Genomic DNA, 19,260 nt, shown 5'->3' on the forward strand with positions numbered 1-19,260 from the left:
AGGCGCGCCGCAGCCGGCCGGCCTGCGCGGCCTGCAGACCTTTGGCAGCGTGCTGCGGATCGTCCGCGCGGCGGCAGCGCCAGGGACACCCAGCATCACGCCAGCCCCGTCAGCTTCTCGGGGCGAAGCGCGTTCGGCCCGGCGGGGAAATAGCGGGCCGCGATCCCGTCGGCGAGCCGCTCCAGGTCGGTCGCGAGCGCGGTGAGGCGCACGGCGTCGAAATCGGCGGCCTCGCCGCTGCGCAGATCCGACAGGATCCGGGCGGCGAGGCGGCAATGCGGCTCGGGGAGGCCGTCGGCGGCGAGCGCCGGCAGGTCGGCGAGATGGCGGGCGATCGCCTCCGCCTGGAAGGCGATCGAGCGCGGGTTGTAAGGGTCGAGCAGGACCATGTCGCGGACCGGGTCGAGGGCGGCGCCCTGCATGTATCGGCGGCCGTAGCTGATCTGCGAATCGGAGAGCGACAGCATCACCCCGAGACAGCCCGGGGTCGCCTCGTCGTTGGCGAAGGCCAGCGCGAAGGCGCAGGTGTTGATCGCCCGCTCGATCCGCCGGCCGAGCTCGACGAAGTGCCAGCCCTCCGCCCGGCTCATGTTCTCGTGGGTCAGGCCGGAGAGCGCCGCGAGGTGGCTCAGCGCCCGCTCGGCGCGGCCCGCAAGCTGCGACTCGGTGAAGGTGCGCTCGGTGTCGAGGGACAGGAACTCGTTCAGGTCGGCGAGCACACGCCAGGCCTCGCCGGACAGGCGGGCGCGGAGCGCAGCGGCGTTGCGGCGGGCCGAGACGATATGGGCGCGGGCCGAGCCCGGCCGCTCGCGCCCGGCCAGCGCCTCCTGGGCGAGGCGGGCGGTGGGCAGGCCGGCCGCGCCGATGCTGCCCCACTCGTGCAGCAGGGCTCGGAGCGCCAGGGCCGCAGGCGTGTCGAGGGCGCCCGAGATGTCGGCCCCGACCGCGTCCCCGACGCTGCGGAGATGGGCGAGGACGAGCCGGATTACCGCCTCGGCGCGCTCGAGATAGCGGCCGAGCCAGAACAGGCCGTCGGCCGCCCGGGAGGGCAGGTGGCCTCCGACCCGCCGCACCCGCGGGGCCGCCTGCGAGCCGATCAGCGGCGCGGCGACCGGCTTCTGGGACAGGACCCAGACATCGGCGGAGCGGATGCCGAGGCGCATCTCGATCGGGTCGACATCCTCGCGCTCGGACACGCGGCAGAAGCCGCCCGGCATGACCTGCCAGCCGAGAGGCGTCCGGGTGGCGAAGACACGGACCACGAAGGGGCGGGGCACCAGGACGAGGCCGGCCTCGCCGCGCTCCCAGCCCGGCATGGTGGAGAGCGGCGCGGCTTCCTGGGCGACGTAGTCGAAGGGCCGGTCGCGCAGGGCCTCGACCACCCGCGTCCGCTCGGCCGCCAGGACCGGGCCCGCCAGGATCGCGTCGCGCCCCGCCCCGCGCTGGGGCGTGGCGGCCGGGCGCAGGGTCAGGCTGTCGAGGTTGGCCTGAGCGTGGGCCAGACCCTCGAGGTCACCGCACCACCACGTGCGCGGATGGCCGAGCCGCAGGGGTTCGCCCAGCACCCGACGGGCGATGCCGTCGAGATAGGGGGCGAGCGCCGCCGATTCGACGAGCCCCGCGCCCGGCATGTTGGCCATCACCAGGGAGCCATTGCGCAGGGCGTCCAGGATGCCGGGCACGCCGAGCCGCGAGGCCGGGTTCAGCTCCAGGGGATCGAGGAAGTCGGCGTCGATCCGCCGCCACAGGGCGTCGGCGCGCTTCAGGCCGGAGACGGTGCGCACGTGCAGGCGCCCGTCCTGCATCACGAGGTCGTCGCCCTCCACCAGCATCAGGCCGAGATAGCGGGCGAGCGCCGCCTGCTCGACATAGGTGCTGCTGTAGGGGCCCGAGGTCAGTAGGCAGATCCGCGGGTCCGCACGCTCGGCACCCAGCGCAAGCCCGTCGCGGAACGCCTGGAAGAAGGTCGGCAGGCGTTCGACATAGAGGTCCTGGAAGAAGTCCGGGAAGGTCCGGGCCAGGACCATCCGGTTCTCGAGCGCCCAGCCCAGGCCCGAGGGCGCCTGGGTCCGGTCAGCCAGCACCTGCCAGCGTCCGTCCGGACCCCGGCCGAGATCGGCGGCGTAGAGCTTCAGGTAGTGGCCGCCGGGGGGCGTGACGCCCTGAAGCGGGTGCAGGAACTCGGGCGTGCCGGCCACGATCGCGGCCGGCAGCAGCCCCTCGGCGACCAGGCGGCCCTCGCCGTAGGCGTCGGCCAGGATCGCCTCCATCAGCTCCGCGCGCTGGACGATCCCGGCGCTGAGCGCCTCCCATTCGGGCCCCTCGATGACCAGGGGCAGGCAGCCGAGCGGCCAGGGGTGCTCGCGCTGATCGCCGGCGATGCGGAACGAGATGCCGGCGTCCCGGATGTGCCGCTCCGCCGCGACGAACCGGGCCATGATCTCCGGCTCGGTGAGGCCGCCGAGACGGTCGAGCAGGCGCGGCCACGCCCCGCGGGGCTGGCCGTCGGGTCCCAGGAACTCGTCCGGCCGGCCGGGGGCGGGGCGATAGCCCGCCGTCCAGCGGGCGACGCGCTCATGCGGGCCCTCCGGCTCGGCTCGGCCGGGGCTTCCGGCGAGCGCCGCCTCCATCACGGCCCCCCGGTCACTGCGGCTTGCGGATCCACGCATCGTGGACGGCGACGCGGCCGCACAAGGGAGCGCGGCTCCCCTCGCCCGCACGGGAGAGGGGCAGGGTGAGGGATCGGGTCTGCCCGAAAGAGGCGCGTCCTGCCGGCGCGTCGAGCCCGAAGCCTCTCGTCCCTCACCCCAACCCTCTCCCGCACGGGGGAGCGGGCGCGTCGCGCTCTGTCGCCCGCGTCGGTGTCCGACCCAGATGTGTGAACATCGTGGATCATTGCGGGGCCGGCATCCGCAGGTCGAGGGTCAGCGGGAACTCGGCGCTGGCCTCGGCCCGGGGCATCTCCACCCGGCCCGGCGTGTGGCCGTGCGGCTGGAACCGGGCGAGCCGCCGCCCCTCCGCCTCGTAGGCGTTGACCGGATGGGTCTCGTAGTTGCGGCCGCCCGGATGGGCGACGTGGTAGCGGCAGCCGCCGAGCGACCGGCCGCTCCAGGCATCGAGGATGTCGAAGGTCAGCGGCGAATGCGCCGGAATCGTCGGATGCAGCGATGAGGCCGGCTGCCACGCCTTGAAGCGCAGGCCCGCCACGGCCTCGCCGCCCCTGCCGGTGCCGGTCATGGGCAGGCGGCGGCCGTTGCAGGCGATGACGTGCCGCTCGGGCACGAAGCCCTCGACCTTGACCTGCAGCCGCTCGACCGAGCTGTCGACGAAGCGCACGGTACCCCCGCTGGTCCCTTCCTCGCCCATCACGTGCCAGGGCTCCAGCGCCTGGCGCAGTTCCATCCGGACCCCGCCGTGCTCCACCGTGCCGAACACGGGGAAGCGGAACAGGGCCTGCGCCTCGAAGGCGACCGGATCGAAAGCGTACCCCGCCGCCCGGAGATCCTCCAGCACCGAGAGGAAGTCGGACCAGAGGAAATGCGGGAGCATGAACCGATCGTGGAGGTTCGTGCCCCAGCGGACACAACCACCGGTTTGTGGCTCGCGCCACAGCCACGCCACCAGGGCGCGGAGCAGCAATTGCTGCGCGAGGCTCATCCGCGCGTCCGGCGGCATCTCGAAGGCCCGGAACTCCAGCAGGCCGAGGCGCCCGGTCGGCCCGTCCGGCGAGTACAGCTTGTCGATGCAGATCTCGGCGCGGTGGGTGTTGCCGGTGACGTCCACCAGGATATTGCGGAACACCCGGTCGACCAGCCAGCGGGGGATGTTGGGCGCGTCGGGGGCGGGCACCTGCGCCAGCGCGATCTCCAGCTCGTAGAGGCCGTCGTGGCGGGCCTCGTCCATGCGCGGCGCCTGGCTGGTCGGGCCGATATAGAGGCCGGAGAACAGGTACGAGAGCGCGGGGTGGCGCTGCCAGTAGAGCACGAGGCTCTTCAGCAGGTCGGGCCGGCGCAGGAACGGGGAATCGTCCGGCGTGACGCCGCCCATGACCACGTGATTGCCGCCGCCGGTGCCGGTGTGGCGCCCGTCGGTCATGAACTTTTCCGCGCCGAGCCGGGTCTGGCGGGCCTCGGCGTAGAGGTCGGTGGTGATGGCGACCGCCTCCCGCCAGGAGGCGGCCGGGTGGACGTTGACCTCGATCACGCCCGGATCGGGAGTGACCTTGATCAGGCCGATGCGCGGATCGTAGGGCGGCTCGTAGCCCTCGATGTGGATCGGCAGCGCCAGTTCGGCCGCGGCGGCCTCGAGATGGGCGGCGAGTTCGAGATACTCGTCGGCGCGCTGGGTCGGCGGCATGAACACCCGGACGACCCCGTCCCGCGGCTCGATCGCCAGCGCGGTGCGCACCGCGACGCCGGTGATGCCGGAGCCGTTGACGACGGTCTCGGCCATCGGGTCATCGGAGAGCGGCCCGCGCGGCTCCAGGGGGTCCTGCGGCTGGTAGTAGGGATAGTGCTCGGGCGGCACGTAGGGCAGCGACGACAGGGGCAGGCGGAAGCCCAAGGGCGAGTCCCCCGGCACCAGGAAGGCGGCGCCACGCCGAAAATCCCACTTTTCCGAGATCCAGACCCTTTCGGCATCGCCGTCCTTGCCAGTGGGCAGGCTCGCGAGCGGAAGGACGTAGCCCGCGGCCTCCCCGAGGCCCCGCGCGTAGACCCGCTTGATCCGGGCATCGAACTCCGCCGAGCCCGACTTGGCGTCGGCCGGCATGACGTTGACCGGCAGCTCCGCGATCTTCTTCTCCCAGAGTTCGCCATCCTCGAAGGCCGGAAAGACGTAGTCGGAAAGGCCGAGGCGGCGGGCCAGAGCGTCCGCGAACGCCTTGGCCTGCGCGATGGTGGCTGTCCCCGCCTCCCCGGGCGCAGCCTCCGGGGCGATCAGGTCCGGGTTCCGCCAGATCGGCTGGCCGTCCTTGCGCCAGTACAGCCCGAAGGCCCAGCGCGGCAGGCTCTCGCCGGGATACCACTTGCCCTGGCCGTAATGGAGCAGGCCGCCCGGGCCGAACCGGTCGCGCAGGCGCCGGATCAGCTGGTCGGCGCGGCCGCGCTTGGTCGGGCCGACCGCGGCGATGTTCCATTCGGGCGATTCGAAATCGTCCACCGACACGAAGGTCGGCTCGCCGCCCATGGTCAGGCGCACGTCCTGCGCGGCCAGATCGGCATCCACCCGCTCGCCCAGCGCGTCCATGGATGCCCAGACCGCCTCCGAGAACGGCTTGGTGATCCGCGGCGTCTCGGCGACGCGGGTGATGCGCATCCCGAAGTCGAAGGTGGTCTTGGCCGGCTCCATCGCCCCCGAGATCGGGGCGGCCGAATGATAGTGCGGCGTCGCGGCGAGCGGGATGTGGCCCTCGCCGGTGAGCAGGCCCGAGGTCGCGTCCATGCCGACCCAGCCGGCGCCCGGCAGGTAGACCTCGGCCCAGGCATGCAGGTCGGTGAAGTCCGCCGAGGCGCCGGTCGGCCCGTCGACCGCGGTCGTGTCGGGCACGAGCTGGATCAGGTAGCCGGAGACGAACCGGGCGGCGAGCCCGATCCGGCGCAGCACCTGCACGAGCAGCCACGCGGAATCCCGGCAGGATCCGCTCTTGAGCCGCAGGGTCTCGGCGGGGGTCTGGACGCCCGGCTCCATGCGGACGCCGTAGGCGGTCTCCCGCGCGATCATCCCGTTGAGCGCCACGAGGAACTGGACGGTGCTGGGCTCCGCGGGGAGACGGGCGAGCAGCGCCTCCATCTCGGGGCAATCCGCATCGACGGGGGCGAGGTAGGGTGCCAGTTCCTCGGAGAGATCGGGCTCGTACGCGAACGGCCGGGTTTGCGCGTAATCCTCCACGAAGAAGTCGAACGGATTGATCACCGCCATGTCGGCGGTGAGGTCGACCTCGATCTTCAATTCGTCGGTCTTCTCCGGGAAGACGATGCGGGCCAGCCAGTTGCCGCTCGGATCCTGCTGCCAGTTCAGGAAGTGGTTGGCGGGCGTCACTTTCAGCGCGTAGGCCGGGACCTTGGTGCGCGCGTGCGGCGCCGGGCGCAGGCGGATCACCTGGGGGCCGAGCCTGATCGGCCGGTCATAGCGGTAATGCGTGACGTGGTGCAGGGCGGCTTTGATCGACACGATGGCTCCGTCGAAAGGATCGAACGCGGTTCTCGATGCCGGTTCCGGGCGCCGGACCCCACCGCGCCGTTATGCGCTACAGACCCCGTCACAAGCAATTTCCGTGCGGCGGCCGCCGCACGCCCCGACACGCCGTCGTTCCGGGCCAGAGCCATGCTCGGCGCCCTCGCGGATCCTGAAGGCGAGCCCGGCGGTCCAGGCCGCGGGCAGGAACTTTGCCGCCCGGTCCTGCTTGACCGGCAGATGGGCCGGAGGCCGGCCCGGGACCGCACGATGAAGATCTTCCAGTGCCAGGCCTGCGACCAGCCGGTCACCTTCGAGGCGACCGGCTGCGAGAGCTGTGCGCGGCAGCTGGGCTACGTCTGCAAGGTCCACGAGGTCTCGGCCCTGGAGCCGCAGGGGCTTTCGGCGCACCCGCTGATGGGCGGCGCCCAGGTCTTCCATGCCTACGCGGATCCCGGCCGGCGCTACCGCCTGTGCAACAACGCGGTCTCGGCGGCCTGCAACTGGCTGGTTCCGGAGGACTGCCCCGACATCCACTGCACCGCCTGCCGCCACAACCGCGTGGTGCCGGACCTGTCGCAGGGCTGGAACCTCACCCGCTGGCGCCAGATCGAGGCGGCCAAGCACCGCCTGTTCTACTCGCTGCTGCGCCTGGAACTGCCGCTCGCCACCCGCGCCCAGTACACCGACGGGCTGGCCTTCGACTTCCTAGTCGACCCCTCCGAGAATTTCTCCGGCGGGACGCCGGTTCTGACGGGCCATATCAACGGCCTGATCACCATGAACATCGCCGAGGCCGACGACGTCGAGCGGGAGCGCCGCCGGATCCTGTTCGGAGAGCATTACCGCACCCTGCTCGGCCATTTCCGGCACGAGATCGGGCATTACTTCTGGTACCTGCTGGTGCTGAACAGCCCCGTCATGGATGCCTTCCGGGCGCTGTTCGGCGACGAGCGCCTCAACTACGTCCGGGCGCTGCAGGACCATTACGCGAAGGGCGCGCCGGCCGACTGGGACGAATCCTACGTCTCGGCCTACGCCACCGCCCATCCCTGGGAGGACTTCGCCGAGACCTTCGCGCATTACCTGCACATCGTCGACACGGTGGAGACCGCCTCGACCTTCGAGCTGCATGTGCGCCCGCGCCTGCGCCATGGGCAGGCGGCACCGACCGTGATCGATTTCGACCCCTACAACACGGCCGACCTCGACCGGCTGATCGCCGCATGGCTGCCGCTGACCTACGCGATCAACTCGCTCTCTCACAGCATGGGCCAGCCGGCGCTCTATCCGTTCAAGCTGACGCCCACGGTGATCGCCAAGCTCGCCTTCGTCCACGAGCGGATCTATGCCTCGCGCACCGGCACCCTGCCGGATGCCGGCGAGGCCGGGGCCGAGATGCTTCGGGCGGTGATCATGGGCCTGCGCCAGAAGGTGGCGGCACCGACGGTGTGAGGGCGGGGCGGCCATGGACGGCAAGCCGTCTTTGCGAGTGCCGCGAATCAAGCCAGTCGGAGCCTCGCTCGCAGACCTCACGCTGCTCTGGGTCGCTTCGCTGCGCTCGCGATGACGGCCGGGAGGTCGGACCGCCTGTCACGTCCCCTCGCGCCGCTCCGCGAAGGCGCGGAACGCCTCGAGGGTCTCGGCGCTGACGTGGTGCTCGATCCCTTCGGCGTCCCGCCGGGCCGTCTCGGGGCTCACGCCCAGCGCGCACAGGAAGCGCTCGACGATGCGGTGGCGCTCCCGCGCCTGGGCGGCCAGCCGCCGGCCGGCCTCGGTCAGGAACACGCCGCGATAGGGCCGCTGCTGGACGAACCCCTCCTCGCACAGGCGCTTCAGCATCTTGGCGACGGTCGGCTGGGCCACGCCGAGGCGGGCCGCGATGTCCACCTGGCGCGCCTCACCGCCGTCGCCGATCAGGTCGTCGATCAGTTCGACGTAATCTTCCACGAGTTCCGAGCGCCGGGCCTCGCGGGCTTGGCGGAAACTCTCCACGTGCCGCTCCGGATCGACCAGCATGGTCTCGGGCGAGCCCGGGTCGGACGGTTCCTGCATCGGCTTCCCCCTCTCGGCTCGCATCGCCGCCCCGGCCCTGTCTAGCAAACACCGGTACCGGCAGGGGAGTCCCGTCAGACTTGCACAGGCCCGCGCAGAGACCTCTTGCATCCGGCGGGCACAGCCCCGAGTATAGCTCACGCTATATTTTTGAGGAGAGGGTGAGCATGGTGGCGCCGAACGCCGCGACGGCCTCCGATGGCCCGGCGCCCGAAGGAACCGCCCGCGGGGCGATGAGCCGGCGCACCGAGAGCGCCATCCGGGACGTCCTCGACGGCCGTCCCGGCGGCCGGGCCCGGTTCCTGCTGTTCACCGGCCCCGCCGTGACGGCGTCGATCGCCTACATGGACCCCGGCAATTTCGCCACCAACATCCAGGCCGGGGCCCGCTACGGCTACGGCCTGCTCTGGGTGGTGCTGCTCGCCAATCTGACGGCGATGCTGTTCCAGGCGCTCTCGGCCAAGCTCGGGATCGTCACGGGGAAGAACCTCGCCGAGCATTGCCGGGACGCGACGACGCGCCCGGTGCGCCTCGCTCTGTGGGGCATCAGCGAGGTCGCCGCCATGGCCACCGACCTCGCGGAGTTCCTGGGGGGCGCCATCGGACTGTCGCTGCTCACCGGCATGCCGCTCATGGCCGGGATGGCGATCACCGCGGTGGTCACCTACGCGATCCTGCTCCTGGAGCACGAAGGCTTCCGGCCGCTGGAGATCGCCATCGGCGTGATGGTCGGCACGATCGGCCTCTGCTACGCGGTGGAGCTGCTCGTGGCGCCGGTCGCATGGGGGGAAGCCGCCCGGGGCCTCGTCACCCCGAGAATCCCGGACGCGCAGGCGCTCACCATCGCGGTCGGGATCATCGGCGCCACCGTCATGCCGCACGCGCTGTTCCTGCATTCCGGCCTGACCCAGGGGCGGGGCAATCCCCGAAACCAGGCCGACCGGCGCCTGCTGGTGCGCTACTCGAACCGCGAGGTCGTGGTGGCCCTGCTGCTCGCGGGCCTCGTCAACATGGCGATGGTGATCATGGCCGCGGCGGCCTTCCATCTCGGCCACAGCGAGGTCGCCGAGATCGGCGAGGCCTACCGCACCCTGACGCCGCTGCTCGGGCCCGCGGCCGGGGCGGCCTTTCTGGTGTCGCTGCTCGCCTCCGGCATCTCCTCATCGGTGGTCGGCACGCTCGCCGGCCAGATGGTGATGCAGGGCTTCACCGGCTGGCGGATCCCGCTCCTCGTCCGCCGGCTCGCGACCATGCTGCCGGCCTTCGTGGTGGTGGCGATCGGGGTCGACCCGACACAGGCCCTGGTCCTGTCGCAGGTGGTGCTGTCGCTGGCCCTGCCGGTGCCGATGGTGGCCCTGGTGGTGTTCACCCGCCGCCGCAGCGTGATGGGGCCCTTCGCCAACGGACCACTCACCCAGGCGGCCGCCGTGGCCGGGGCGGCGGTGGTGTTGGGACTCAACATGGTTCTGCTGGCCGTGGCCTTCGGGGTGCCGGTGCCGGGGCTGGAGTGACGCCCCCCTCACGTCGCCCGCACCACCACCTCCACCAAGTTGGCGCCCCCCGACCGAATTCCCGCCTCGATCGCCGGGGCGATGTCGGCCGCCCGGGTCACCCGCCGGGCCGGAACACCCATTGAGGCAGCGAGCGCCGGGAAATCGATTCGCGGATCGGTGAGGTCCATGGCGATGAAGCGGTTGGCGCGCACCGAGGCGTAGTGCGCCTGGCCCTTCATGAAGGTCTTGAGGATGTTGTACTCGGCGTTGTTAATCACCACGAAGGTGACCGGCAGCTTCTCGTGCGCGGCCGTCCACAGGGCTTGCGGCGAGTACATCGCGGCCCCGTCGCCGACGACGCAGACCACGGGGGCGCGGTCGAGGCCGAGGGAAAACCCGACCGCGGCCGGCATGCCCCAGCCGAGCACGCCGCCGCGCATTGCCGCGTATTGATGCGCCGACGGGCTGTCGAGGAAGGTGCGCAGGTGGGTCAGCGTCGCGGGCGCCTCGTCCACGATGGTGGTCTCGGCCCCGACCGCGCGGGCCACCTCCCGAGCCGCGACCAGCGGGGCGATCACCGGATCCTCGAAGGCCGCGTCGGCAGCGGCGGCGAGCTTCGCCCGCCGCTCGGCCCGCGCGGTCACGGCCCGGGCGCGCAGATCCGCATAGGCTTCGGCCCGGTCGGCGAGGCGGGGGCTAAGCAGCGGCAGCAGCGCCTCCAGCGAGGCGCGGATGTCGCCCACCGTCGAGAGGGATGTCGCGTAGGTCCGCCCGAGGTCGCGCACATCCGCCGAGAGCTGGAACACCCGCACCCCCGGCGGCACCGCCGAGACCTCCGAGTAGAGCACAGTGATCAGCGACTTGCCGCCGAGCGCGAACACCGCGTCGTAGCGCCCGAGGATGTCGGCGATGGCATCGGCCCGGGTCGGCAGGTTGCCGGCCCAGAGCGGATGCGCGGTGGGGAAGGGGATGTGCGCCGGCCAGGACGAGCCGTAGACCGGCGCCGCCAGCAGGTCGGCCAGCGCCACCATCTGGGCCGAGGCGTCGGAGGCCTCGATCTCGTCGCCGGCGATCAGGGCGAGGCGCCCCGGCGCGATCGCCGCGAGCTTGTCCGCCAGCCGGTCGAGGGAACCCGCCACCGCCCGCTGGTCGATGGTCGAGGTCTCGCCGGCGGGGACCGCGCTCATCGCCTCCATCACGTCCATGGGCAGGGACAGGAAGACCGGGCCGGACGGGGCGGCACCGGCATCGTGGAACGCACGGCGCAGCAGGATCGGGATCTGGTCGGGGCTCGTCACCTCGCGGGCCCACTTCATCACCGGGTCGGCGATCGCGACGAGGTCGCCCATCAGCAGCGGGTCGGTCAGCGCGTGGCGCAGGTCCTGCTGCCCGGCGGTGACCACCAAAGGCGTGCCGGAGACCTGGGAATTGACCAGCCCGCCCATGGCGTGGCCCAGGCCGCCCGCCGTGTGCAGGTTGAGGAAGGCGGGGCGCCGCGCGCCCTGCGCGTAGCCATCCGCCATGGCGACCGCGGTCGCCTCCTGCAGGGCGAGGATGTAGCCGATATCCGGCGCCTCGGTGAGCGCGTCGATGAGCGGCAATTCGGTGGTGCCGGGATTGCCGAAGATGTAGCGCACCCCTTCCGAGCGCAGCACCTCCACCAGGAGGTCGGCGCCCCGGCGGCGGCCGGCATTCTCCACGGTCTCGATCGGCATCGCCCCAGTTCCCTCCGGCGGAATCAGCCGGGGAGGCTAGACCATGGGCGGACCGGGGCAATGGCGGCGCCCCTCCGGGTGCAGACTCTTACAGCCCCATCGCGAGGCTGAGCGCCAGGGAGGCCGCGGCACGGGGGCCTTCCGCGGCGAGATCTCCGGCCCGCCTTCGCCGGCCGGCGCGGGCGCAATCCGCCCGGTGCCCGGGCCGCCACCGGAGGCCTCGAAGGCCCCCCCCCCGGCGATATCGGGCGGGACGAAGACTGTCGGGATCAGGCAGCATCCCCGCGGCATCCGGAGCGCGGCACGGGCGCTGGCCTGTCGGCACCGCCAGGCCTCCGATCGGACGCTCGTGGCATTTCGATCGCGGGCGCGGCGACCGCAGAAGCCCTGTGATCACGGCGCGAAGGTTGTCAGGTCAGGCGGTCGAGCGATCCGGCTCACGGGCCGGGCTGGGTTTCCGCGCAGGCGACAGGGGGCCTGCCCGCCTCCGTCCAGGTCACCGCGCGCCCGCGGCCGCGCAACTCGTGGTTGGTATCCCCGTAGCGGATCCCATCCGCGTGCGGCAGGACCGGCAAGGTCACCGCCGGCCCGCCGGGCGGCTCAACGACGGCCGGCGCGCCCGGATCGGCGGTGTCGAACGCGACCACAAGGATCTGCCCGCCGGGGCACGCGAAGGCGACCCGGCGAAGGGCAGGGGCTGCGGCACGCGCCTGTGTCGCCGGGACCGCAGGTCCCGCGGCGAGAAGGAAGGCCATGCCACCCCGTGCGAGCAAGGAACTCACCTGTCTCCTCCTGCGGTGTTGGTCCTGGCGGCTGTCCGGCCTCCGGGAAGCGCCTCACGAAACGCCCATGCCGGGGACCGCGTCCCTGGATCGCCCCGGTGCGTCGGGCGCCTTGTCAGCACCCCTTGATTTCGGCCTGCCCATCCGGGAAGGCAATGCGCTCCGATGCCGGGGGCACCCCTGTCCGCAGCCTGCTCAGCCTCTGAGCTGCGCCACGAAGGCCTGAATGAACGCCGGCAGACCGTCGAGGTCGCGCAGGCACAGGGTCAGGTCGCGCCGTGCCCAGGGGTCGGCGAGGGGCACCACCGCGAGGGCGAGTCCCTGCGCGGCCCGGGCGGCCGCACTCTCGGGCAGGATCGCCAGGCCGACGCGGGCCTCGACCAGCCGGCACACGGCCTCGAAGTCGCGCAGCTGCACCCGCAGGCGCATCGGCCGCCCCGCCCGCACCGCCTGGGCGACGAGGAACCGGCTGATGGCGCTACGCCGGTCGAGGCCGACGAGATCGTGGCCGAGCACCTCGGCGAAGGGAATCGCCGCGCGGGCCGTCAGGGGATGGTCCCGGGCCGCCACCAGCACGAACCGGTCTTCCCGGAACGGGAAGGTCTGCAGCGCGCCGGTATCCACCGTGCCGGACAGGATGCCGAGATCGGCCGCCCCCTCGGCCACCAGCCCGACGATCTCCTCCGAGGTGCGCTCGTCGATCTCCACGCCGATCCCGGGATGCGTGGCCAGGAAGGCCGAGAGCGCCTCCGGCAGGAATTCGGTGAGCGCGTTGGTGTTGGCCAGGACCCGGATCTGGCCGAAGGCGCTCCCCGAGAAGGCCGACATCTCCTCGCGCAGGCGCTCGATTCCGGCCATGACATCCCGGGCATGGACGAGGAGCGCGCGCCCGGCCGGGGTCGGGCTGACGCCCTGCCGTCCCCGCGTCAGGAGCGCGGCCCCGAGCGACTCCTCCATCAGCCGGATCCGCGTCGAGGCCGCCGCGAGGGCGAGGTTCACCCGCGCCGCCCCGTGGGTGATGGAGCCGGCCTCGACCACGTGCCGGAACAAGCCGAGATCGGTGAGATCGAACCGCATCATCGGCTTGGCACCTTCCTGGTCTTCGGACCCGTCCCGCAGCCCCCGTCGCGCCGCCGGACGGCCGCGACGGCCGGCGCATACATTGCGGACCCCGAAGCATGACACCAGGGCCGGATGCCTGCCCCGATCCCGTTGATACCGTTACGACGAACATCTACAATGTTTGAGCACGATTGTCTGATATCCGGCAATTTTTTCAGATTAAATCTCCATATTTTCAGTGCATTTTTCTATTCAATGAGACCTAAACCGTCTTTGCAGAGCAGTCGTTCCATCGCACACAATTTTTAGTTTTACGTCATGTTAAGTCGTGGTCCTGCAACACTGACGTCGGGGCCATGAAACCTGCAAGTCGATGACAAAACCGCTGATCCGCCGCGTCACCGCGCCAGATCATGTGCATCCGCGGCCGCGCAGCGTCGCACGCGGCCGCCTGACCTGCCGGCCGTCCGGCAGGGCCGCGGCGGGCGCCGCGCAGGCACGATCGCGCCGCGGACCGTCGCCCTGATCCCTCTCATCCCGGCGCCGGGCACGCCGGAGAAACGGCACGAGACCCCATGATGGACGCGCTCCTCATCGACGACAGCGCGACCCAGCGCCTGCGGATGCGCCTGCTGCTGGAGGCCAAGCCCGGCGTCACCATCACCGACCATGCCGATCCGGAGGCCGCGCTGGTCGAGGCGCAGATGCGGGCCTTCGACCTCGTGCTGGTCGATTGCCACATGCCCGCCATGGACGGAATCGCCTTCATCCGGCGCATGCGGACCATCCCGCACTATGCCCAGGTGCCCGTAGTGATGGTCACCAATGACATCTCGGACGCGGTGCGGCTCGCCGCCCTGGAGGCTGGGGCGACCGATTTCCTCGACAAGTCCATGCAGGGCATCGAGCTGACGGTGCGGCTGCGCAACATGATCCGGCTCGCCAAGGCGGTGCGGCGGCTGGCCGAGCAGGCGGCCTGGCTCGACGGCGAGGTCGAGGCCGCCCTGCGCCACATGCGCGAGCGCGAGGAGGAGATGATCTTCCGCCTGGCTCTGGCCGTCGAGTATCGCGACAACGACACCGGGGACCATACGTGGCGGGTGGCCCGCTACAGCCAGATCGTGGCCGAGGGGCTCGGCCTGGCCCCGGATCTCTGCCGCAACCTGTATCTCGCCGCTCCGCTGCACGATGTCGGCAAGGTGGGCATCCCGGACAGCGTCCTGCTGAAGCCCGGCCGGCTCGATCCGGACGAGTTCGCCCTGATCAAGACGCATGCGGCCATCGGCAAGCGCATCCTGGGCGGCAGCGCCTCCGAGCTGATCCGCCTCGCCGCCGAGATCGCCGAGGCGCACCACGAGAAATGGGACGGCAGCGGCTACCCACAGGGGCTGGCCGGCACCGCGATCCCCCTGGCGGCCCGGATCGTCGCGGTGGCGGACGTGTTCGACGCCCTGACCACGCTGCGGCCCTACAAGGAGGCGATGTCCTTCGAGGCGGCCCTGGCCTGCATCCGCACCGAGAGCGGACGCCACTTCGACCCCGCCTGCGTCGAGGCCTTCTGCGCGCGCTGGGCGGATATCCGCGTCGCCGGCGGACAGGAGCGGACCGCGATCCGGCCGGTCACAGAGCCCTGGGCGCGGGTCCCCACCCTCCTGCGGGAAATCGCCGCCGAGCCGCCGAGCCCGTGCGGATGGCTCGTCCAGGAACCGCACGCGCAGGTCGGCTGGGAAAACGGGCCGGTGAACCATATGCCGGCTCCGTCGTTGGTCCCTGAGCCTCCGGAATCACCAGTGGAGCCCCGGCATGGACGCACGATGGATGACGCTGCCGGAGATCGCGCAGGCGCGCCGCATCTCGCTGGAAGCTGCACAACGCCTGGTGGACACGACAGACTGCCCGAAAGTCTTTCGCAACGACGGCACCGTCTACCTCATCTGACCGCCGCGCGGACGGATGACGCGCGTCTCCGGGAGGCTTAACCTCCCGGGATGCGCATCCTCCACACGCCGGATTCCGCCCGACACGACCCCGAGCACTACTGGCGGCGCGGCACGCCGATCCCGCATCCCGAGCAGGCCGCCCGCTACGCGATCCTGCAGGAGGCGGCGCAATCAGCCGGGCACGACCTCGCGGCGCCCGGCGATCACGGCCTCGACCCGATCCGGGCCGTGCACGATGCCGATTACGTGACGTTCCTGGCCGAGGCCTGGACCCGGCGGGCGGAGATCCCGGGACTCGCCGACGAGATCCTCACCGGCGCCTTCGCCCGGCCGCAGATGCACCGGAAGCCCGCGGGCCTACTCGGGCGCGTCGGCCTCTACATGGCCGATACCTCGACGCCGATCCGGGCCGGCACGTGGCCGGCGGTGTACGGCTCAGCGCAATGCGCGGTGGCGGCCGCGGACGCGGCGCTGGAGGCGGGCCATGCCTACGCCCTGTGCCGTCCGCCGGGCCACCACGCCTACGCGGATTCCGCGGGCGGATTCTGCTTCCTCAACAACAGCGCGATCGCGGCCGCCCGGTTTCTGGCCGCGACCGGCGGACCGGTGGCGATCCTCGACATCGACGTCCACCACGGCAACGGCACGCAGGGGATCTTCTACGCGCGCCGCGACGTCCTCACGGTCTCGGTGCACGCGGATCCGTCGGATTACTTCCCGTTCTATGCCGGCTACGCCGACGAGACCGGCGCCGATGCGGGTGCGGGCTTCAACCGCAACCTGCCGCTGCCGCCGGGATCGGGCGACGGTCCCTGGCTCGCGGCCGTCGAGGCGGGCCTCGCGGCGGTCGCGGCCCAGAAGCCGCGGGGGCTGGTGGTGGCCCTGGGCCTCGACGCCTCGGAGGACGACCCGATCGGCGCCCTGCGGGTGACCCGGGCGGGTTTCGCGGGGGCCGCGGAGCGGATCGCCCGGGCCGGGCTGCCCACCGCCCTCGTCCAGGAGGGCGGCTACCTGTGCGCGGCGCTGCCGGAGAACCTCACGGCCTTCCTAACCGCCTTCGACGCCGCGCGCTGAGCGAAGTCGGAATCGCGACAGCGCGACGCAAATGTGACTCCGGACACGCACGAGCCCGCGCCGACACGGCGTGGCCGACCTGTATACCAGGCCGGAGCGGGCGCCGGGGACGCGCCCCGGGAGGAAGGAACGAGCCATGGTCGCGGGTGACGTCCGGCTGCGCGAGACCGCCAGCACGCCCTGGCACGCGGGTCTCACCCGGCGCCATTGGCGGATCCTCTGGGGCAGCTATCTCGGCTGGATCTTCGACGGCTACGAGGCCGTGGCCCTGATCTACGCCCTGCGCCCCGCGCTGGCCTCGATCCTGACCCCCGAACAGGCCCAGGCGCCGGCCTTCTACGTGGGGCTCGCCATCGGCATCACGCTGCTCGGCTGGGGGATCGGCGGCCTGATCGGCGGGATCGCCGCCGACTATATCGGCCGCAAGCGCATGATGATGGTGTCCATCCTGGGCTACGCCATCTTCACCGGGCTCACGGCCTTCGCGGAGAGCTTCACGCAGCTCGCGCTCCTGCGCTTCATCACCGGGCTCGCCATCGGCTCGGAATGGTCGACCGGCATCGCCCTCGTGGCCGAGACCTGGCCGAACCGGGCGCGGCCGAAGGGCTGCGGCTTCCTGCAATCGGGCTTCGGCGGCGGCGCGGTGCTGGCCGCCATCGTGTGGGCGGTGCTGGCCGCCACCAACCCGATGGGCGACCAGTCCTGGCGCATCATGTTCGCGCTGGGCGCGCTCCCGGCCTTCGTCTGCCTGTACCTGCGGCGGGCGCTCGAGGAATCCGAGCAGTGGATGCAGGCGCTCAAGGCGCAGCGCTGGGCGGCCACCGCGGAGGATGCGGACCACGCCCCGCGCAGCGCACGGCGCCCATTCTCCCTCACGGAGATCTTCCGCGAACCCGAGAGCCGCCGGCGGGTCCTGCTCGCCACGCTGCTGTCCTTCGCCACCACGGTCGGCTGGTGGGCGGTCTCGTCCTGGCTGCCGGCCTACACGGAGGGACTCGCCAAGGCCGCGGGCGAGCCGGCCAATCTCTGGGGCCCGCGCATGGGCATCATCTACAATATCGGGGCGATCTCGGCCTACGTGATCTCCGGCTTCGTGGCCGACGCGATCGGGCGCCGCGCCTTCCTGCTGGTCACCTATGTCGGCTGCATCGCCACGTCGCTCGCCTGCTATCTCTGGACCGGCGGGCTGGTGCCGTTCATGGGGCTCGCCTTCCTGAACGGGTTCTTCACTCTGGGCTTCGCCTTCTCGTGGATGGCGATCTATCTCGCGGAACTGTTCACACCGGCGGTCCGGGCGACGGCGGCGAGCGTGGTGTTCAACGGCGCGCGGCTGATCGCCTGGATCTTCCCGATCATCGCCGGGCAGATCGTGACCGCCTTCGGGGGCGTGGCCGCGGCGGCACTGACACTGTCCAGCGTCTATGTGATCGGCCTCATCGTGCCGTGGTTCATGCCGGAGACGACGGGCAAGCCGCTGCCGGAGTGAGGCTGCCCGCGCCTTGCGACGCGGGGGCGGCCCCATGATAGTGAAAGACACTACTTCCGGGTGCCACCATGGATGAGGCCATCCCGGCAGCGGAGGCCAACCGCAAGTTTTCTCAGCTCCTGCGCAGCGTCAGAGAAGGGCGCAGCTACGTCGTGACGAGCCATGGGCGTCCCGTCGCGCGGATCACCCCGGCCGGGGAACACGACGGCTTCGCCGCCGGAGCGCGGAAGGCCCTGCTGGCGCGGCTCGAACGACAGCCGGTCGTCCAAGCCGGATCCTGGACGCGCGACACGCTCTACGAGGACGAGGGTTGAGAATCGCCCTCGATACGAACGTCCTTGCCTACGCTGCGGGTGTGAACGACGCGAACAAGCGGGACATCGCCCTCGCGCTGGTGGTGCGCGCCTGCCGCAGAGCGACACCCTGGTGCCGGTTCAGGCGATTTGGCGACGGACCACGCGCTTGGGCTCTGGGATGCGGTCATCCTGTCGGCCGCCGCGCAGGCCGGGTGCCGGCTGCTCCTGTCCGAAGACCTCCAGGATGGCTTCACATGGGGCGGCGTGACGGTGGTGAAACCGTTCGCGTCGCCCCGCCACCCGTTGCTGGATGCGGTGCTATCCGCCCCGCCGCCCTAATCCTCGTCGTCCTCGTCCTGATGCCGGCCCTTGAGCTTGGCGAAGACCGAATCGGCGTCGATCCGCTCCTCGCGGCCGCCATGGGCGTCCTCCTGCTCGTGTTCCGGCTCGTCGCGGGCCGTGGAGACCTCAGTCGGCAGCAGCGAGGCGCCGGACTCGGCCGCGACCGCGGCCGGGCGGTCGGCCGCCGCGCGCTGGACCTCGAAATCGAGGTTGATCTGGGTGGTCAGGCCCAGGGTCACCGGATCCATCGGCTGGAGCGAGCCCGAGTTCCAGTGTGTGCGCTCGCGGATCTGCTGGATCGTCGACTTGGTGGTGCCGACCAGCCGGATGATCTGGGAATCCTTCAATTCCGGGTGGTTGCGCAGCAGCCACAGGATGGCGTTCGGCCGGTCCTGGCGGCGCGACAGCGGCGTGTAGCGCGGGCCCTTGGTGGTGCGCTTCACCTCCGGCAGCTTCACCTTGGAGACGGCGGGCTTCAGCTTGTAGTGCGGCGCCTTCTGGGCCTTCTCGATCTCGTCTCGGGTGAGCTGGCCGGTGGAGACCGGGTCGAGCCCCTTGATGCCGGCCGCGACCTCGCCGTCGGCGATGCCCTTCACCTCAAGCGGGTGCAGCTTGCAGAAATCGGCGATCTGCTCGAAGGCGAGCGAGGTGTTCTCGACCAGCCAGACGGCGGTCGCCTTGGGCATCAGCGGACCCTGGGACATGTCTTTCGTGCTCCGGCCTGGCGGGACGGGGGCCGGGCATCGGGCCGCGGGCTCCGGATGGTCGATCCGGATGTCCCGTCTCACGCTGTCGAATGGGGATATCCGTATATAGGCCGGGGCCGGGAGGGGCGCAATCG

The 19,260-nt window shown here is 71.4% G+C and carries 13 protein-coding genes and 1 pseudogene; 7 read left to right on the forward strand and 7 right to left on the reverse strand.

From position 1 onward, the window contains the following. Window positions 1-95: 95 nt before the first annotated feature. A complete protein-coding gene (locus JOE48_RS28515; protein ID WP_210034981.1) occupies window positions 96-2,630 on the reverse strand; it encodes a circularly permuted type 2 ATP-grasp protein in 2,535 nt (844 codons plus the stop codon). 262 nt (window positions 2,631-2,892) lie between these two features. Next, entirely contained in the window at window positions 2,893-6,171 is a 3,279-nt protein-coding gene (locus JOE48_RS28520; RefSeq protein ID WP_210034983.1) for a DUF2126 domain-containing protein, read from the reverse strand. Between the two features lie 273 nt (window positions 6,172-6,444). Here JOE48_RS28520 and JOE48_RS28525 point away from each other — a divergent pair, with 273 nt between their 5' ends. After that, window positions 6,445-7,629 carry a putative zinc-binding metallopeptidase gene (locus JOE48_RS28525; protein ID WP_210034986.1) on the forward strand — a complete coding sequence of 395 codons (1,185 nt, stop codon included), beginning with the start codon at window positions 6,445-6,447 and terminating at the stop codon, window positions 7,627-7,629. Between the two features lie 138 nt (window positions 7,630-7,767). Here JOE48_RS28525 and mntR read toward each other — a convergent pair whose 3' ends face one another. Then, on the reverse strand, window positions 7,768-8,229 hold the full coding sequence (mntR, locus tag JOE48_RS28530) for a manganese-binding transcriptional regulator MntR (protein ID WP_210034989.1): 462 nt from the start codon (window positions 8,227-8,229) through the stop codon (window positions 7,768-7,770). Window positions 8,230-8,396: 167 nt separating this feature from the next. On the opposite strand from mntR, the gene JOE48_RS28535 reads away from it, so the two are divergent. Beyond that, the gene (locus tag JOE48_RS28535) at window positions 8,397-9,740 is read left to right on the forward strand and encodes an Nramp family divalent metal transporter (protein ID WP_210034994.1); all 1,344 of its coding nucleotides are present in this window, start codon (window positions 8,397-8,399) and stop codon (window positions 9,738-9,740) included. 8 nt (window positions 9,741-9,748) lie between these two features. Here the strand turns inward: JOE48_RS28535 and JOE48_RS28540 are convergent, their stop codons facing one another. The 3 genes from JOE48_RS28540 to JOE48_RS28550 form a co-directional block, all read right to left on the reverse strand. Then, window positions 9,749-11,437, reverse strand: a complete 1,689-nt coding sequence (locus tag JOE48_RS28540; RefSeq protein WP_210034996.1) for a thiamine pyrophosphate-binding protein — start codon at window positions 11,435-11,437, stop codon at window positions 9,749-9,751. 437 nt (window positions 11,438-11,874) lie between these two features. Further along, window positions 11,875-12,219, reverse strand: a complete 345-nt coding sequence (locus JOE48_RS28545; RefSeq protein WP_210034998.1) for an MliC family protein — start codon at window positions 12,217-12,219, stop codon at window positions 11,875-11,877. Between the two features lie 195 nt (window positions 12,220-12,414). Beyond that, window positions 12,415-13,299: a LysR substrate-binding domain-containing protein gene (locus JOE48_RS28550; protein ID WP_210035002.1), complete on the reverse strand. Its 885-nt coding sequence runs from the start codon at window positions 13,297-13,299 to the stop codon at window positions 12,415-12,417. 557 nt (window positions 13,300-13,856) lie between these two features. On the opposite strand from JOE48_RS28550, the gene JOE48_RS28555 reads away from it, so the two are divergent. From JOE48_RS28555 to JOE48_RS31110, 5 genes and pseudogenes are all read left to right on the forward strand, one after another. After that, complete coding sequence (locus JOE48_RS28555; RefSeq protein WP_245252996.1) at window positions 13,857-15,260, forward strand: HD domain-containing phosphohydrolase; 1,404 nt, start codon at window positions 13,857-13,859, stop codon at window positions 15,258-15,260. Window positions 15,261-15,269: 9 nt separating this feature from the next. Beyond that, window positions 15,270-16,295 carry a histone deacetylase family protein gene (locus tag JOE48_RS28560; protein WP_210035003.1) on the forward strand — a complete coding sequence of 342 codons (1,026 nt, stop codon included), beginning with the start codon at window positions 15,270-15,272 and terminating at the stop codon, window positions 16,293-16,295. Window positions 16,296-16,431: 136 nt separating this feature from the next. After that, complete coding sequence (locus tag JOE48_RS28565) at window positions 16,432-17,781, forward strand: MFS transporter (RefSeq protein ID WP_210035005.1); 1,350 nt, start codon at window positions 16,432-16,434, stop codon at window positions 17,779-17,781. Between the two features lie 68 nt (window positions 17,782-17,849). Then, window positions 17,850-18,095 (forward strand): type II toxin-antitoxin system Phd/YefM family antitoxin, encoded by a 246-nt coding sequence (locus JOE48_RS28570; RefSeq protein ID WP_210035007.1) that lies wholly within the window; start codon window positions 17,850-17,852, stop codon window positions 18,093-18,095. After that, window positions 18,092-18,416: pseudogene (locus JOE48_RS31110) on the forward strand (PIN domain-containing protein). Before JOE48_RS28570 ends, JOE48_RS31110 begins: the two are co-directional and overlap by 4 nt. Here JOE48_RS31110 and JOE48_RS28580 read toward each other — a convergent pair. Beyond that, entirely contained in the window at window positions 18,413-19,123 is a 711-nt protein-coding gene (locus JOE48_RS28580) for a DUF1013 domain-containing protein (protein WP_210035010.1), read from the reverse strand. The pseudogene JOE48_RS31110 and the gene JOE48_RS28580 sit on opposite strands and share 4 nt — an antisense overlap. Window positions 19,124-19,260: the final 137 nt, after the last annotated feature.

It is taken from the genome of Methylobacterium sp. PvR107, from assembly GCF_017833295.1.
In the GTDB taxonomy this organism is placed as follows: domain Bacteria; phylum Pseudomonadota; class Alphaproteobacteria; order Rhizobiales; family Beijerinckiaceae; genus Methylobacterium.

What these genes read in the sequence shown, in the direction of transcription:
- JOE48_RS28515 (WP_210034981.1), bottom strand. Translation starts at nt 2,630, where the DNA reads ATGGAGGCGGCGCTCGCCGGAAGCCCCGGCCGAGCCGAGCCGGAGGGC.
- JOE48_RS28525 (WP_210034986.1), top strand. Translation starts at nt 6,445, where the DNA reads ATGAAGATCTTCCAGTGCCAGGCCTGCGACCAGCCGGTCACCTTCGAG.
- mntR (WP_210034989.1), bottom strand. Translation starts at nt 8,229, where the DNA reads ATGCAGGAACCGTCCGACCCGGGCTCGCCCGAGACCATGCTGGTCGAT.
- JOE48_RS28535 (WP_210034994.1), top strand. Translation starts at nt 8,397, where the DNA reads ATGGTGGCGCCGAACGCCGCGACGGCCTCCGATGGCCCGGCGCCCGAA.
- JOE48_RS28540 (WP_210034996.1), bottom strand. Translation starts at nt 11,437, where the DNA reads ATGCCGATCGAGACCGTGGAGAATGCCGGCCGCCGCCGGGGCGCCGAC.
- JOE48_RS28550 (WP_210035002.1), bottom strand. Translation starts at nt 13,299, where the DNA reads ATGATGCGGTTCGATCTCACCGATCTCGGCTTGTTCCGGCACGTGGTC.
- JOE48_RS28555 (WP_245252996.1), top strand. Translation starts at nt 13,857, where the DNA reads ATGATGGACGCGCTCCTCATCGACGACAGCGCGACCCAGCGCCTGCGG.
- JOE48_RS28560 (WP_210035003.1), top strand. Translation starts at nt 15,270, where the DNA reads ATGCGCATCCTCCACACGCCGGATTCCGCCCGACACGACCCCGAGCAC.
- JOE48_RS28565 (WP_210035005.1), top strand. Translation starts at nt 16,432, where the DNA reads ATGGTCGCGGGTGACGTCCGGCTGCGCGAGACCGCCAGCACGCCCTGG.
- JOE48_RS28570 (WP_210035007.1), top strand. Translation starts at nt 17,850, where the DNA reads ATGGATGAGGCCATCCCGGCAGCGGAGGCCAACCGCAAGTTTTCTCAG.
- JOE48_RS28580 (WP_210035010.1), bottom strand. Translation starts at nt 19,123, where the DNA reads ATGTCCCAGGGTCCGCTGATGCCCAAGGCGACCGCCGTCTGGCTGGTC.